Raw genomic sequence first — 15,050 nt, 5'->3', positions numbered from 1 at the left:
CGAAGTTCGATGGCACTGGGGCATGCGAGGCTCTGGTGCAGTGGCTGCGTCTGCTCTTGGTGCGGCCGCTCCGGTGGTACAAAGCGCATGACACGGCAGGATCAGGACGGCCGTTGAAACAGGTCACGGCCGGCAGGGGTGGACCGAACGGCCGCTCACTGGGTGTCGGTGCCTAGGGCGGCTAAGAAGGCGTCGAATGAGGGGCGAGCTCAGGCAAGCTCGGCGGCAATCTTCGTCGCGGCAATGTCAAGCTACTGCCGCCATCGCTGCTTGATTGCTGGTGATGGGGTGGCATGACGGTGCGTCTGTGGCGCAGCCACACAGCACGAAGGGACGAGGACGGACACCGAGGAAGAGCGAACTCGGTCGGTCCTCGCGTCATGCAACATGATGCCCATGCCGAAGGCATTCGCGGGCCGCGGTATGGTGTTCGAGCACGTGATGTCGAAGGCGTTGCAGCTATGCGCTGCTTGCGCAAATCGTCGTCGCAGGGATGCGGATGGATCGAAGAATGATGCGGCTGAGACATGCAACATGTCCGCGAGGCGGTCCCGTGACTAGGCTCGACGTGCTTCGACCGCCGCCAGAGGACCCAGCCGGCGCATCTTGTCGTACAGGGTCTTGCGGGGCACGCCGAGCCGCTCTGCCGCGGCGGAGGCCGAGCCGTTGCAAGCCTCTAGCGCTTCGTGGATCAGGTAGCGTTCGAACTGGGCCAGCTGCTCATCCAGCGAGCGCTCGCCTGGCGTCATTCCACGCGTGGCCTCGTTGCCTTCCCACAGTCCGAGTACAAAGCGGTCGGCGATGTTGCGCAACTCTCGCACGTTGCCAGGCCAGGCATGCGCCATCAGTGCCTCCAGATGGTGGGATGCTACTGCCGGTAGTTCTCGCTCATGGCGCAGTGCCGCCTGCATGGCGAAGTGGGTGAAAAGCAGAGGGATGTCCTCGCGCCTTTCGCGCAGCGGTGGGAGGTTCAAGATCACAACGCCCAGGCGGTAGTAGAGGTCGTCGCGGAACTTGCCTTCGCGCGCTGCAGCCAGCAAGTCGGCCTTGGTGGCGGCGATGACGCGGCTGTCCATTGGCCGCAGTTCGTTGGATCCCAGGCGCTCGAACTGGCGCTCCTGGAGGGAGCGCAGCATCTTGACCTGCAGGCTCATCGGCATCGTCTCGATCTCGTCGAGAAACAGCGTCCCGCCGCGCGCGTGTTCGATCTTGCCGATGCGCCGCTTCGCCGCGCCGGTGAAGGCGCCAGCCTCGTGGCCGAACATCTCGCTTTCGAACAACGCCTCGGGCATGCCGCCGCAGTTGATGGCCGCAAAATTGCCCTCCTTGCGACGGCTGCAATCGTGCAGGCAACGCGCCACGAGCTCCTTGCCGGTGCCAGTCTCTCCGAGAATCAGGACGTCGGCATCGGAGTTGGCCACGTCCAGCACCAGACGGCGCAACTTGTGCATGGCCGAGGATCGACCGATGAGTTTCGCCTCGATCGATTCATAACCCGCGATCCTGCGCCGCAGATGCTCGACTTCTAGGCTCAGTGCGCGTTTGTCCAGTGCGCGCTGAACGACTTCGGTCAGTTGGTCGGGGGAGAAAGGTTTCTCAAGAAAGTCGTAGGCCCCCAGGCGCATCGCCTGCACCGCCATCGTGATGTCGCCGTGGCCAGTCACGAGGATCACAGGCAAGCTCGGATCGAGCCTCAGGGCGCGCGAAAGCAGCTCCAGGCCGTCGATGCCCGGCAGCTTGACGTCCGTGACCAGCACGCCTGCGAAGCCCGGTGTCAGCTTCTGAAGTACCTGCTCGGCTGAGCCGAAGCCGGTGACGCGCACGCCGGCGAGCTGTAGCGCCTGCGTGCTGCCCAGGCGCACGGGCGGATCATCTTCGACGTAGAGAACTTCGAGATTGCGCGTGTCAGTCATGGAGTGTCGGTTCATCTGCTTTTCGCAACGTGACGGAGAAAACCGCTCCGCCGAGGTCGCTGCGCGCGGCACGCAGCAGGCCACCGAAGTCACGCACGATGCCGGCGGAGATGGCCAGCCCGAGGCCCAATCCAAGGCCCTGCTCCTTGGTGGTGAAAAAAGGCTCGAACAGCCGCGGCATGATCTCGGGCGCGATGCCGTCACCGTTGTCATGCACTTCGAGCACGACCCCCTCTGGCGCGCTGCGGACCACCAGCCGAACGCGGCGCGGATCGGCATTCGCGGCGGCCGTCGCATCGAAGGCATTCACCAGCAAGTTCACCAGTACTTGTTCAAGTCGATTGCCTTCGCACAGCGCTCGCAGGCCGGACTCGATCTCTTGCGACAACTCGATGCGCTCCTGGCGGATACGCTGGTTGAGCAGGAAGAGTGCGTCGGCGACGCTGTCGGCCAGCGCTACCGATTGCAGTTGCACGGTCGATCGCCGTGCGAACTTCTTCAGCTGTGAGGTGATCTGGCCCATGCGGTCTGTCAGGTCGCAGATGGTGCGAAGGTTGAGATCGACCTGGTCGGTGTGTCCGCGCTCAAGGAACACGACAGCGTTCGCTGAAAGCGTGCGCAGCGCGGCAAGCGGCTGGTTGAGCTCGTGTGTAATGCCAGCCGACATCTGGCCCAGCACCGCCATCTTGCCGGTCTGCACCAAGTCGTCCAAGGTGCTCTTGAGGATGTCCTCGGCACGCTTGCGCTCCGCGATTTCGGTTTGTAGGTGTCCATTGGCATGGCTGAGTGCCTCGGTGCGCACCTGCACCATCTGTTCGAGTTCGTCGTAGGCGCCTTGCAGCGCCTCTCGTGCCGCAAGCCGCTGATGCACGATGCGGCGGCGCTGTTGGATGTACAGCACCAGAAGCGTGAGAAACACCAATGCGAACATGGTGCCCATCGCCGAGGTGCGTGCGAGGGCATGCACCGGTTTCATGTCCGACAGGATGATCAGCTTCCAGTCGGTGCCTTCGACCGGGCGGCTGTCCAGCAGGTAGTCGGGGCGGAAGGGTTCGTGCGCAGCGAACCGGCGCGCACCGTCCGCGTCCAGTTGCACCACCATCGCATCGCCACCCGACAGGGGGCGGTGCTCGCGCATGTCGATCGGTCGCAGTGCGCCGGCTTCTGTGTACTGCCTGGTCTGCGCAAGCTGCTGCAGGGTCTCGCTCGACAATGGCCGCAGCGCGCGGAACTTCCAGGCCGCTTCGGAAGCGAGAAACACCACGCCATTGCCGTCGATCGCCAGCACCTTGTCGGTGGAGCGCGACCAGGCAGCGTCAAGCTTGTCGAGGTTGACTTTGACGGTGGCCACGCCCAACTGGCGATTTCCGTCGACGATACCGTGGGAGAAGTAGTACCCGGGCTCGCGGCTGACTGTGCCGATGCCGTAGAAACGTCCCGGCATGCCTCGCACTGCATCCTTGAAGTAGGGGCGGTACGAGAAATTCATGTCCACGAAGCTGCTGCCCGGTTGGTTCCAGTTGCTGGCCGCAAGCGTGAGGCCGGTGGTATCCATGACGTAGACCGCAGAGGCCTGCGCATGCGCATTGACCGTCTCGAGGTACACGTTCGCTTCGAGCTGCAGGGTTCGGTTGGCCGGAGCACGCAGCAGATCAAGCACGTCGGGGCTGAGCGCCACCACCTGCGGCAGGTATTCGTAGCGGCTGAGTTCGCTGCGCAGGCTGGTGGAATAGATGTCAAGTCGGTGCAGCGTTCCCTGCTGCAACGCACGGATGCCCGTGCGCTCCCCGATCAGGTAGCCCAGCGCGCCGCCCGCGGCGATCAGGCACAGCCAGGCCCCCATCGCAGCCCAGCGGTGCCAGCGAGTGGTGGTTGAGGAGGCGGTCGCGCCCTTGAAGCGCGCGAGCACGGCCTGGTCTCGCAGATCGTCGGGGGAGCCGGCGAAGCCATGGCGGTACGGTGCGGAAAGCTTCAGCACGGCGCGACCTGCCGAAAGCAGCATTGACACGGAAGCAGGAGGCGGAGGGCCGCGAGGCTACGAAAACAACAACCCGTGATCGTACGCAGGCGCTTGTGGCTCGCCGAGACGGAGTTACCCTGCATCGGCGCCATTCCGTGCACCCCCGATGGGCGTCAATCGGCGTACACGCCGGCAGCCTTGATGACTGGACCGAAGCGCGCGACCTCAGCTTGCACAAACTTCTTGTGCTCGGCGGGCTCTACGCGCTTGTCGGTCACGACGACCGCGCCCAGGCCTTCCTCCTTCTTGATGAACTCCGCATCCTTGAGCGCGACCTTTAACGCATCGTTGAGCTTCTTGACCACCGGCGCCGGCGTGCCCTTGGGCGCATACAACCCATGCCAGATCGTGACCTGGAAGTTCTTCAGGCCCGATTCATCGAGTGTGGGCAGATCCTTGAGCGCGGGCGTGCCCAGGCGCTTGAGCGTGGTCACCGCATAGGCCTTGACCTTCTTCGCTTCGATCTGGCCCGTGGTGTTGGTGGTCTGGTCGCACAGCAGGTCGATCTGTCCACCCAGCAGGTCTGCGATGGCCGGTGCCGTTCCCTTGTAGGGCACAGTGGTCATCTCTGCCTTGAGCTCGCTTTGAAGCAGCAGGCCGCACAGGTGCGAGGCCGAGCCGATGCCGGCGTTGCCGAGGTTGGTTTTGCCGGCGTTCTTGCCGATCCAGTCCTGCAACTCCTTGAAGCTGTTGGCTTCGAGCTGCGGCTTGCCGATCACGGTCATCGGCACATCGTTGATCATGCCCAGGTACTCGAAGTCGCTCTCGTAGTTGTAGGGCAGCTTGCGATAGAGCACGGGGGTGGTGGCCATACCCACGTGCGTGAGCAGCAACGTGTAGCCGTCGGCCTTGGCGCGCGCCACCTTGGCATTGCCGATGGTGCTGCCGGCGCCGGCGGCGTTGTCGATCACGATCGTTGCACCGTCCAGCGGCTTGCGCAGCGCTTCGGCGAGGTCGCGCGCCACGCGGTCGGTAGGACCGCCCGCGGCAAAGGGCACGACGATGGTGATGGGCTTGCCGCCCGGAAAGTCCTGCGCATGCACGCTCAGGGCCACGGTGGCAGCCGCGAGAAGGGCCAGGCTTCGGTTGAAGATCGATCGGTTCAAGGAAAAGACTCCGTTGGGACAAGAGGAAAGATCCAAAGACCGCTGCCGATCGTCGGCAGCGGCCCGTGCGTCATGCCGCAGGCGTTAGAGCATCGAAGGCGTGACTTGCTTGGTGATGTCGAACAGCAGGTTCACGGGGGAGGGCCCGAACGACAACCAGGTGCCGCTCAGCGGCTGCTGGCCCACGCCGGGCTTGGTCCAGTCGCACACGCCGTCCGGGAAGGCAGTATTCAGACGGGCCCACTGCGTGGGCGTGAAGAACACGCGGTACTCCGACGGGTTCAGCGGCTTGAGTTGGCACTTGGCGATGTCATCGGTCAGCGGGCCGCCAGCGGCCATGCGCGGCGTCGTACCTGCCGGGTAGAAGGTGTTGCACGCGCTTTCGCCGAAAGCAGTCTGCTCTTCCGTGTACTTCAGGCCGTTGTTCCAGCAAGCGTCCTTCAGATCGGCAGGGCGTGCCGCGGCGATCTTCTGCGCGAGTGCACGATCGGAGTTGTCGGCCTTGGCGGCGCGCAGCCAGACATCCATCGCATCGAAGGCTTCGGCGCTGCTCGCGCCCTTGGTCCACATCACGTGGTTGTCGATGTTGCCATTGGCGCGGCGCAGTCGCTCCCGCATGGAGAACGAGTGGATCTTGGTGTGGATGTCTCCGCCCACCGTGCCGTCGTTGTAGTCGCGCAGGTCGATGATGGCGGTGGATGCAAGTCCCCCCGCACCGTTGACGATGCGCCCCGACTGATAGGCACGCGTGAGTGCGTCAAGATCGCCCACGGTACGGGTCGTAGTGCGCTTCATGTCGCGATCCACGCCGCCAGCGCGTTCATTGAGGTCGAGGAACTTGTCGATGCTGAGTTTTCCCTCGTTGAGCGCGTTCAGGCCGTACTGGATGCCGACGTTGTCGATCGGGCGCAGCGCGAAGCCTTCGGCCGTCTTGCCGTAGACGTTCACGGTGTGGTCGAACACCGTGGCGCGCGCGCCTGTCGGATTCGTCGCGGGGTTGTAGCGCTTCTCCACCGGCACGCCTGCAGGGAATGACACCAGCGGGTCGAGCCGACCGGCGCTGCCGCTCATGTTGGGGATGTTGCCGATCTGCAGGTAGCCAGAGATCGCCTGCTTTTCGGCCACGGTGTAGTTCAGCGCCACGGTGGCCGGGTCGTTGAAGTAGTTGTTCAGAATGCGCGAGTCGTGCAGCTTGAAGATCGTGGATGAGGTCACGTCGGCGAACACCTGGCTCACCACCACGCCATCGAAGAGACCGGGATAGTTGTCACTGGTCTGATGGCTCTGGTAAGAGCCGCCCGAGCCGCCGGTGCCGATGGTGTAGGTGGGTGCGCCAAAGTTTTCAATGAAGCGCTCCTTGACCATGGCGATGGTTTCGGAGGACAGCTGGTCGTTGCAGTTGGTGCCGAAGACATTCAGCGTGGACGTTGTCACCGCGAGGCCGCGGCTTTGGTAGGTCGGGTTGATCAGCGTGGCGAAGTCATTGCCTTGCTGGAACCAGCCGCCCTGGCAGCCGCCGCCCAGCGGATAGATCAGGCCGCCCTTCCAGCCTGCGGTGCGATGGGTCGGTGAGGGCGGCGGCTCGTTGAGCACGTCATGCAGGATCGCCGACTGGTACAGGCCGCGGTTGATCGTGCCGCTCTCGAGCCGGATCACGTACGGCACCTGCTTGCCGTCGATCGTGAGGTAGGCGATGTTGGCCGGATAGGCGCTCAGGCTGCCGGGTTCGAAGCGCGTGTTGGCGCCCGCAGTGGTTCGGTAGTAGTAGTCCACGCGCGTTTCGACAGAGCACTTGCCGTCGTCGAGCGACTTGAGTTTTTGTCCGCCCATGCGCGTGAAGGTCTCGTAGCCGCACACGAAGGGCTCCTCATGTGGCCCGGAGATCACGGGGCCGGTGATCGGGTAGGCCGTCAATGCGAGCGTTGCCTTGTAGCCGCCGTAGCTGGCTACCAGCTCATTGGCCCCGGTCTTCAGCCCCGTGACCTTGCCCACCAGCCGTCCGTTGGCCGGGTTGGGCGCGAAAGAGGCCGTGACATCGCGCCCGTCGACCGTCACCGACAGGCTGCTGGGAGATTGCTCGCTCAGCAATTCGAGTTCCACGAGTGCGTCGTCTCCGGTCACCAACTGAGGCGGCGACGACAGCACGCCGACCTTCAGCGTTGCCCCCGCCGATGGTGTGCCCGGATCCGGGTTGCCGGGGTCGGTCGGATTTCCACCACCGCCGCCGGGGACGGGCGGTATGAATCCACCGCCTCCGTCGCTTCCGCCGCCGCAGGCGGCCAGGATCATCGCGGCCAGCAGGGTGCTGATGCGCAGCGGCGCTTTCGCCTTGGCGAGGCGGGACTTGATCTCAGGTCTTGCATTCATTTTCTCGGTCTCCGTTGTGGTTCTGGTTGCTGGGAAGGAAAAGGGGGGAGGTGAATGGCTGGGCTCGCCCGCAGTGGGATGACCATGCGGCGGCGCGACCCGGTGAAGCCGGGCCGTGCGCCTAGCGGCGCATGTCAGAGCAGGGGCGTAGGCGGGTGGCGGCGCGGGCGCTCGGGTCGCGAACGCGCAGGCCGCGGGGAAGTGCTGGGCAAGGGGGTGTGGCGCATGGTTGTCTCCGTCCTCTGTCTCAGGGATGCGCTCAGGAATAGCAACGCATGTGCCAGGCGGACATTGCCCTGTAAGTTGTTGATATGGATAGGGTTTATTTGCCTTGCCCCAGGTTTTCCCGCGCTTTTTCGGCTGAAACCCCAGCCACGGCGAGCTTGGGTTGGCTGGGAAACCGCACACCACGATCCAAGCAGATTGCCGACAAATCGTTGCGCTCGATGCAGACACGACGCCCGTGCCGAGGGCCTGCAACCTTTGGCAGCCTGATGAGGGGCCACGAGACCATTCAAATGGCGGGATTTGACGATGTACTTTGCCCGCCTCGTCGTCGGTACTGTGGGTGCAGGCGCATTCTTTGTTTGGAGCGCAGCGGCTCAGGCTCAGCAGCCCTCGGCGCCCAGCCAATCCTCTCCAAGGACGACCCAGGTTGCCTCATCAGGGCGCACGCTGACCAGCTCTCAACTGGCAACAGACATCCTCAACCGCATGTTCGTACGCTCAACGAGGTCTTCGAGGGGGCGTGGCCAGACGTAGGATTCGGAGCTAGGCAGCGCTTGCTTGAAGAGATCGCGCAAGGCTCCATATCTACTGCGGCCTGGTGCTAACATGGACGTGGTTGCTACCATGGCCGAGATCTGTACAATGGCCCTGATAGGGCACTGTAGGAGCTGTGTGTTTTCCTCACGATCGATCAACCGGCAAGCCGGCGAGGATTTCGTCGCCCAAGTGTTTCGCGACCACGGGTGGGCGGTGACAGCCGCCCAGGAGGGGCAGGGCCCGGATCTGATCGTTGCCCAGGGTGCTTTTCGCTTTGCGGTGGAAGTCAAGACCGTCTCTGAAGGTCGACCCGACCGGGTGATTCCACTGTTGTCTCAAGCCATCCTCGAAGCTCAGGCCGCATCGGTCTCACTGGGCGACGTGTTGCCGTTGGCGGTCGTTTGCGTAGAGCAGGCTGCCTCGTCACTGCTGCGACATGTGGAAAGCTTTGTCGAGCGGTATGCCATCCAGGTACCTATTGGCATCGTCTCTGAATCTGGCGTACGGTTTTTCCGAGGGCCAGCGCTTGAGGCACTGAATCAGATGCTTCCCGAGCCTGCGCGCTACGCCGCGCACTCGACACCACAGTCTGTCAATCTGTTCTCAGATCTCAACCAATGGATGCTCAAGGTTCTTTTAGCGCGTGACGTTCCTGACGGCCTGTTGCAGGCTCCTCGCCAGATCTACCGCACCGGCGCAGAATTTGCCCAAGCCGCGCAAGTATCGGCAATGAGTGCATCCCGATTTTTGAGCCAGCTTCGCCATGAAGGCTTCCTTGATGAGTCGTCGTCGCAAATCGTCCTGGTGCGTCGGGAAGAGCTGTTTCGGCGCTGGCGTGCCGCGGCCATGCGCACGTGCCCGGAGTTGCCCATGCGATTCTTGATCAAGGCCCCGGTTCTGTCGCAGATTCAGACACATCTCAACGGAAAGGTCGACGCCTGCTTGGGACTTTTTGCTGCTGCGGATGCGTTGAGCCTTGGGCATGTCAGCGGCGTGCCGCCATACGTGTACGTTCCAAAACTTCCACGTCCAGATATATCCGAGTGGCCCGCGCTTGTCGCGTCGGCCCATGAACGCCCGGATTTCATACTGAGGCAGGCCTCCTTTCCCCAATCTACGTTCCGTGCTGCCGTTGATCGCAACGGTGTGCTTGCATGCGATGCCATCCAGGTCTGGCTGGACGTGGCGAACCATCCGTCCCGCGGTGCGGAGCAGGCGGACTTCATCTATAAGAAGGTGATGAGCCCCCTCGTTGAGAGGCAAGCTGGATGAACGATCTAGAGCCGTTTGCGAGACTGGTGCAGGCACTGGATCCGTGGCGCCAGCAGTTGGTTTTCATCGGCGGGTGGGCTCATCGCCTTCATCGGCTCGATGCACGAGCAAATCAGCTGGAGCATCAGCCGGTTTTTACCCGCGACACTGATTTGGCTTTCGCCAACAAGGAGGGGATTGAAGGCGACATCAAAAGCGCCTTGATTGGACACGGCTTTCAAGAAGCGTTGGGTGGCGACCATACGCCGCCAGTGGCCCACTACACGCTGGGTCAAGAAGAAGGCGGCTTCTATGCAGAGTTTCTAACCCCGCTTGCAGGAAGCGGTATCAAACGTGGTGGCAAGCCTGACGCGACACTGGCGAAAGGGGGGATCGTGGCACAACAGATTCAAGCGACTTGCCAGCATGCTTTCGGCATTGTTCTTAGTTAGCTGGATGCCGAACAATTGAAGGGTCACAGTGCAGAGCAACTGGATGAGGTGGCCTTCTGGCTCCACGATGGCTTCGCCGAGCAGCTGCGCCTGATCGAGACTAAGGACCGATCGATCCAAACGCTCACGCGCGAGCTTGTCTCGAGTCCACGAGGGCCGCCCAGCTCGCGCGCAAGCTCGTACAGTACCAACGCCCGCGTTACTACTAATCGTACAGTTCGGTTCATCCCTGCAGCTGTTTAACGCTGGGGAGCCTGGCGACTAGGAAAATCCTTCGCCTTAAGAGAATTCAAGACAAGGGGCCGGACGCTCACGGCTCACGAGCGCTCGCGCGGGGAAGTTGGGGCCTGGCGGAACGTGGTCGGTGTCGGTTTGAGTGTGTATCCCACAGACTTGCGCCGTCGCATCGGCTTCAATATTCGTCGATAGAGTTGATCCCACTATTTATCATTGATCCAACGATTCGTTAGCGCTGGGGATGGCTGGAAGGGTATTGCGAATGTTTGAATTCTCGAAGAAAAAGTATGCAATGGGCGCTGCTGCTCGGCGCGCGGCTTTGCGGATGTTGCTGGGAGGCTTGGCAAGCCTCGCGCTGGCGGCGGGCGCACAGACCGCAACAGATTGGGTCAAGGATCCCTCGAGAGACTGTCGTTTTGTTGTCCCTGCGTCGTTGAAAGGCGCTGCGACCTACTGGGTGGGGGCCTGCCCTGGCGGCAAAGCGGCTGGACTGGGCATGCTGCGCAATCGCGAAGGTGCGAAGGCGGGCAATGCCTTCTACGGGGAGATGCGCGAAGGGATTCCAGTGATGGGTGCCATCGACTTCGACGGGGGTGGCTATCGGGTGGGCCGGTTCGTGGAGGGGGACCTCGGATCGCGTGACGGCTCCTGGCAGGAGCGTCATGATGGCTTCGAGGCTGCACTTCGTGCCGCACGTGCCGTCAGTGCGCACTATGTAGAAACCAAGAATCCGGCCTCCGCGCGCCACTATGCCGAGGTCGCGAGGCAGCTTGACACCCAGCTTGACGCAGACTGAATCGTTGGCGTCACTGTGCAACGCCCGTTGAGCCTACGTTGCCGAGCCATCAAGCATTCGAAAGATTCGCTGCGGCACCCGCAGTTGATGCCCTTGTCGGGACGGTCGCTCGCGCGAGGGCTCGAGCTATCGACCGTTTCGCAATGCCGCCTGCGTGCTGACGGTTCGTTCGTAAGAAGCGTCTTCGCTCCAGCTTCTGCAGATGCGGGTCGGTGTGGTCTGGTGCGCGACGCAACGTCGCATACTGCGCACGTCGCCGCGGATGCCCGGCTTGCCCCAAAGACCCGCCCGAAAGTGCAGCAAGTCTTGGTCGTTTCACGCGCATGTCGATGACGGGCGCGCAGCCATCGACATCACGGCCAGCTGAACCAATCCGTTGACTGGCTGGTGCCATGTCAGACTGAGCCCTCTTTCATTCCTTCCCGTTCGCCGGCGCCGTTCTGCATGACCACTTCCGAGATCTTCCTCGTCGCCATGTTGATCATCTTTTCGGTACCGTACCTTGTCTGGCGTCTGGGGCGCACCGAGTATTTCGCGCCGCTCGTGGTGGTGCAGATCATCACTGGCATCGTGCTGGGGCCAGGCGTGCTGGGCGCGGTGTTTCCCGACTACTACAAGTTCGTCTTCAACGGGCCAGTTGTCCAGTCGCTGAACGCCGTTGCGCAGTGGGCCGTCATGATGTTCGTCTGGATCGCAGGCATCGAGCTCGACTTGCGCAAGGCTTGGGAGCACCGCCGCGAAAGTGGCGTCACGGCAGGACTGGCGCTCGGCGTACCGCTGGCCTTCGGCGCGCTGGCAGCGCTTGCTTTGCTGCCCTACCCCGGCTGGATGGGGGCAGGTGGGACGTCCTGGCAGTTCGTGCTGGGCATCGGCATGTCGTGCGCCGTGACGGCCCTGCCTATTCTCATCTTGCTGATGGAGAAGCTGCAGATCCTGCGCCAGCCCATCGGTCAGCGCATCCTGCGTTACGCGAGCCTGGACGATATCGCCATCTGGGGCGTCTTGGCGCTGATCCTCATGGACTGGGAGCGGGTCGGCAGGCAGGCAGGCTTCCTGGCAGTATTCGCCGTCGCTTCGATCCTCTTCCGCCGGCTGATGGTCCGCGTCCCCGAGCGCGATCGCAGGTACGCCGGGCTGATATGGCTCGCGGCCTGCGGGCTCGGTGCCGACTGGTCGGGCCTGCACTACATGGTGGGCGCGTTCATCGCCGGCGCAGTGATGGACGCGGAATGGTTTGACCAGCAGCAGATGGACTGGCTGCGTCACAACGTGCTGCTCGTGGTCATGCCGGTCTTCTTTCTCAGCACCGGCCTGCGTACCAACTGGCAGGTCGGCGGCACGGAGGTCTTCCTTGTTGCGGCCGTGCTGCTGGTCGCGTCGGTGGCTGGCAAGCTGATCGGGCTCCGCCTGGCGGGGCGGCTGCTGCGCTGGCAACCGGGCGAAGCCTCGCTGATCGGCTGGCTGCTGCAGACCAAAGCCCTCATCATGATCATTTTTGCCAACGTCCTGCTGGACAAGGCGATCATCACCAACGAGACCTTCACGGCCTTGCTGATCATGGCCGTGGCGAGCACCATGCTGACGGTGCCGGTCGTGTCGCCCAAGCTGCAGCGCATGAAAGACATCGTTTTTCGGTCGCGCTGAGCGGAGGGCCTTGCTGGCGAGTGGGCCTGCGCAGGTTCCTTGCTATCGCCGTTAGATGGTTCCGGGGGAATGCGGCTCAAAATCTTGACGGGTCATGCAGCGATCCCCAGGCAGTTTTGCGAGTACCACGTTCTACGCCTATCCAGTGACCTCTCCAGTCGGCGCATTCGCCAGAAGGCTTCACGCTGACGACGCCGATCCCCATGCCTGGTCTCGATCCAGAGGCGCGCCGGCCTGCTTCCAAACACCCATCGACGAAGAAATTTGTAAACATTCTTGCTAAAGCCAGACGCTCTTAGGATACTGTATGTCCATACAGTAATCGGAGCCTTTCATGGCCATCTCCCTGTCATGGGCTGGTGGCGAAGACCCGCCGCCGGCCCGTCTGTCGCCGGTGTCACGAGGCAGGATCTCGCGTGACCCGCTCACGTTGTCCCCTGCCATAGAGGCCGCGCTCTGGCGTGGCGACGCAATGGGTAGTCCTGTGACGACGACGCTGAGCAGCGGCTTCGCGACACTGGACGCACAGTTGCCGGGAGGCGGCTGGCCCTGCCAGTCGTTGACCGAGGTGCTGCAGTTGCAACCCACAGCGCTTGAGTGGCGTCTGTGCGCTCCGTCCATGCGCGCGTTGGTGGCGCAGGGCAAGCAGATCGTGTTGGTCGGTCCGCCGAAGGCGCCTCACCTGCCGGGACTCCTTCACCTCGGACTCGACGAGCATCAGTTGGTATGGATCCAGGCCGACAAGCCGCTCGAACGCTTGTGGGCCATCGAGCAACTCATCAAAGCCAATGCGGTGGGCATGCTCCTTGGATGGCTGCCTCACGCCCGGCAGGAGCAAATTCGCCGGTTGCAGGTGTGCGCTCAAAGCTGTGATGGACCGGTGATCCTTTTTCGTCCAGCGGCGGCCGAGCATGAGGCTTCGGCCGCACCGCTTCGTTTGCAGGCGCGGTTCAGCCTCGATTGGGAGCTGTGCATTCATCTGCTCAAGCGCAAAGGCCCACCTCACGAGGGGGAGCTGAGATTGCCCTCGATCCCCGGTGGACTCGAGGACATCCTCACGCCACGTCTGACGTGCCCGAGCCATCTGATCGCGGCGAGCCACTCGAGAAAGCTTTCCCATGCTGTGGGCAGCACTTCTTCCGGACAAGCTTCCGGACGGCCCGCAGCGGCGCACTGAAGCGCTCGAGGGTCTGGCGACCTGGTGTCTCCAATTCACACCGCGCGTTGCCGTCCTCGAAGCGCTTCTGGACTGCCCAGCGGTGGCCATGGAAGTCGAGCAAAGCGTGCGCTTGTTCGGCGGTAAGCGTCGTCTGGTGCTGCGAGTGCGCGATGAATGCGCCGAGTTGGGCGTACGGCAACTGGCCTGGGCCCCCACGAGCCTCGCCGCGTTAGCGCTCGCTCGTGCCGGCCTGTCCAACGGGTTTGTCAAGCCACTGGCACAGTTGCTGGACGCGCTGCCCTTGCAGACAGTGACCCACGTCGCGGTGCATCAGGCGACGCTGGCGCGCCTGGGCTGCCAGACCCTCGGACACGTGAGAGCGCTGCCGCGTGGAGGGCTGAGCCGGCGCTTCGATGCCCAGGTGCTGACGGCGCTCGACCAGGCATACGGATTGCGCCCCGAAAGCTATGCCTGGGCGCAACTGCCCGAGACCTTTGCCGCGAAGCTCGAGCTGATGGCCCGTGTCGAGCATGCTCCGGCGATGCTGTTCGGCGCACGGCGATTGATGCTGCAGTTGGCCGGCTGGCTCGCCGCCCGGCGATCGGGCGTCACCGCTTTCACGCTGCGCTGGTGCCACGATGCCATGCGCTCCAGGAGCGCAGGTGATGGCGGCGAACTCACGGTGCGCACGGCGCAGCCCACACGGGCTACGGAGCATCTGATGCGGCTCTTGGCAGAGCACGTAGCCAAGATCGAGTTGTTGGCGCCGGTGGGTGACCTTGAGCTACTGGCGACCGAGGTGCATCCGCTGGAAGAGAAAAGCTTTTCGATGCTGCCTGAAGCCCGGCAATCGGGCGAGAGCTTGGCGTTGGTGCTCGAGCGCGTTGCCGCACGCCTTGGCCCCGAAAGGGTGCTTCGCCCGGTCGTCCTCGAAGATCATCGGATGGAGTGGATGTGTCGCTGGCGTCCTGCGCCAGAGGCGACACCACGCGGCCGGTGCAGGCTCGTGGATGTGCCGCAACCGACATTCATCCTGTCGAAGCCGCTGCGCCTGGCCACGAAAGACAACCGCCCGATTTATCAGGGCGTGCTGCAATTGCTCGCCGGGCCGCATCGCGTCGAAGGCGGTTGGTGGGATCGAACAACGCAAGCTGCGGAAGCCGAAGGGGATGGCGAGGACGGCAGCGCAGCCGCAGCGACGGATGAGCGCACAGGCCATGTCGCGCGCGACTACTGGGTGGCCTTGAGCGAGCATGCGGGCGTGCTTTGGATCTTCCAGATGCGGCTGGCGGCGGAAGATACAGCCTGGTTTCTTCACGGCACTTTTGCCTGAGCGCGCC

General features: G+C 63.2%; 10 protein-coding genes. 6 read left to right on the top strand and 4 right to left on the bottom strand.

The features are described from left to right. Positions 1-557: 557 nt before the first annotated feature. From R0232_RS41155 to R0232_RS41140, 4 genes are all read right to left on the bottom strand, one after another. A complete protein-coding gene (locus R0232_RS41155; protein ID WP_431513161.1) occupies positions 558-1,913 on the bottom strand; it encodes a sigma-54-dependent transcriptional regulator in 1,356 nt (451 codons plus the stop codon). Continuing rightward, on the bottom strand, positions 1,906-3,891 hold the full coding sequence (locus R0232_RS41150) for a sensor histidine kinase (RefSeq protein WP_431513160.1): 1,986 nt from the start codon (positions 3,889-3,891) through the stop codon (positions 1,906-1,908). The genes R0232_RS41155 and R0232_RS41150 overlap by 8 nt, the downstream gene beginning before the upstream one ends. A 155-nt stretch (positions 3,892-4,046) precedes the next feature. Beyond that, positions 4,047-5,039 carry a tripartite tricarboxylate transporter substrate-binding protein gene (locus R0232_RS41145; protein ID WP_431513159.1) on the bottom strand — a complete coding sequence of 331 codons (993 nt, stop codon included), beginning with the start codon at positions 5,037-5,039 and terminating at the stop codon, positions 4,047-4,049. A gap of 84 nt (positions 5,040-5,123) precedes the next feature. Beyond that, on the bottom strand, positions 5,124-7,406 hold the full coding sequence (locus tag R0232_RS41140; protein ID WP_431513158.1) for a DUF6351 family protein: 2,283 nt from the start codon (positions 7,404-7,406) through the stop codon (positions 5,124-5,126). Positions 7,407-8,306: 900 nt separating this feature from the next. Here R0232_RS41140 and R0232_RS41135 point away from each other — a divergent pair. From R0232_RS41135 to R0232_RS41110, 6 genes are all read left to right on the top strand, one after another. Then, positions 8,307-9,443 carry an RpiR family transcriptional regulator gene (locus R0232_RS41135; RefSeq protein WP_431513157.1) on the top strand — a complete coding sequence of 379 codons (1,137 nt, stop codon included), beginning with the start codon at positions 8,307-8,309 and terminating at the stop codon, positions 9,441-9,443. Further along, positions 9,440-9,874 (top strand): GSU2403 family nucleotidyltransferase fold protein, encoded by a 435-nt coding sequence (locus R0232_RS41130; protein WP_431513156.1) that lies wholly within the window; start codon positions 9,440-9,442, stop codon positions 9,872-9,874. The genes R0232_RS41135 and R0232_RS41130 overlap by 4 nt, the downstream gene beginning before the upstream one ends. Positions 9,875-10,373: 499 nt before the next feature. Beyond that, entirely contained in the window at positions 10,374-10,907 is a 534-nt protein-coding gene (locus R0232_RS41125) for a hypothetical protein (protein WP_431513155.1), read from the top strand. 444 nt (positions 10,908-11,351) lie between these two features. Continuing rightward, a complete protein-coding gene (locus R0232_RS41120) occupies positions 11,352-12,551 on the top strand; it encodes a cation:proton antiporter (RefSeq protein WP_431513154.1) in 1,200 nt (399 codons plus the stop codon). 334 nt (positions 12,552-12,885) lie between these two features. Then, a complete protein-coding gene (gene imuA, locus R0232_RS41115) occupies positions 12,886-13,728 on the top strand; it encodes a translesion DNA synthesis-associated protein ImuA (protein ID WP_431513153.1) in 843 nt (280 codons plus the stop codon). Beyond that, positions 13,670-15,043: a Y-family DNA polymerase gene (locus R0232_RS41110; RefSeq protein WP_431513152.1), complete on the top strand. Its 1,374-nt coding sequence runs from the start codon at positions 13,670-13,672 to the stop codon at positions 15,041-15,043. Before imuA ends, R0232_RS41110 begins: the two co-directional genes overlap by 59 nt. Positions 15,044-15,050 lie beyond the last annotated feature (7 nt).

Origin of the sequence: Variovorax sp. DAIF25 (assembly GCF_050711835.1) — a bacterium.
Classification (GTDB): Bacteria; Pseudomonadota; Gammaproteobacteria; order Burkholderiales; family Burkholderiaceae_C; genus Variovorax.
Note: the sequence above shows the minus strand (reverse complement) of the source record. Positions and strands in the feature narration are given on the sequence as shown.

Coding starts and splice junctions, on each gene's coding strand:
- R0232_RS41155 (WP_431513161.1), bottom strand. CDS start 1,913: ATGACTGACACGCGCAATCTCGAAGTTCTCTACGTCGAAGATGATCCG.
- R0232_RS41140 (WP_431513158.1), bottom strand. CDS start 7,406: ATGAATGCAAGACCTGAGATCAAGTCCCGCCTCGCCAAGGCGAAAGCG.
- R0232_RS41130 (WP_431513156.1), top strand. CDS start 9,440: ATGAACGATCTAGAGCCGTTTGCGAGACTGGTGCAGGCACTGGATCCG.
- R0232_RS41125 (WP_431513155.1), top strand. CDS start 10,374: ATGTTTGAATTCTCGAAGAAAAAGTATGCAATGGGCGCTGCTGCTCGG.
- R0232_RS41120 (WP_431513154.1), top strand. CDS start 11,352: ATGACCACTTCCGAGATCTTCCTCGTCGCCATGTTGATCATCTTTTCG.
- imuA (WP_431513153.1), top strand. CDS start 12,886: ATGGCCATCTCCCTGTCATGGGCTGGTGGCGAAGACCCGCCGCCGGCC.
- R0232_RS41110 (WP_431513152.1), top strand. CDS start 13,670: ATGCTGTGGGCAGCACTTCTTCCGGACAAGCTTCCGGACGGCCCGCAG.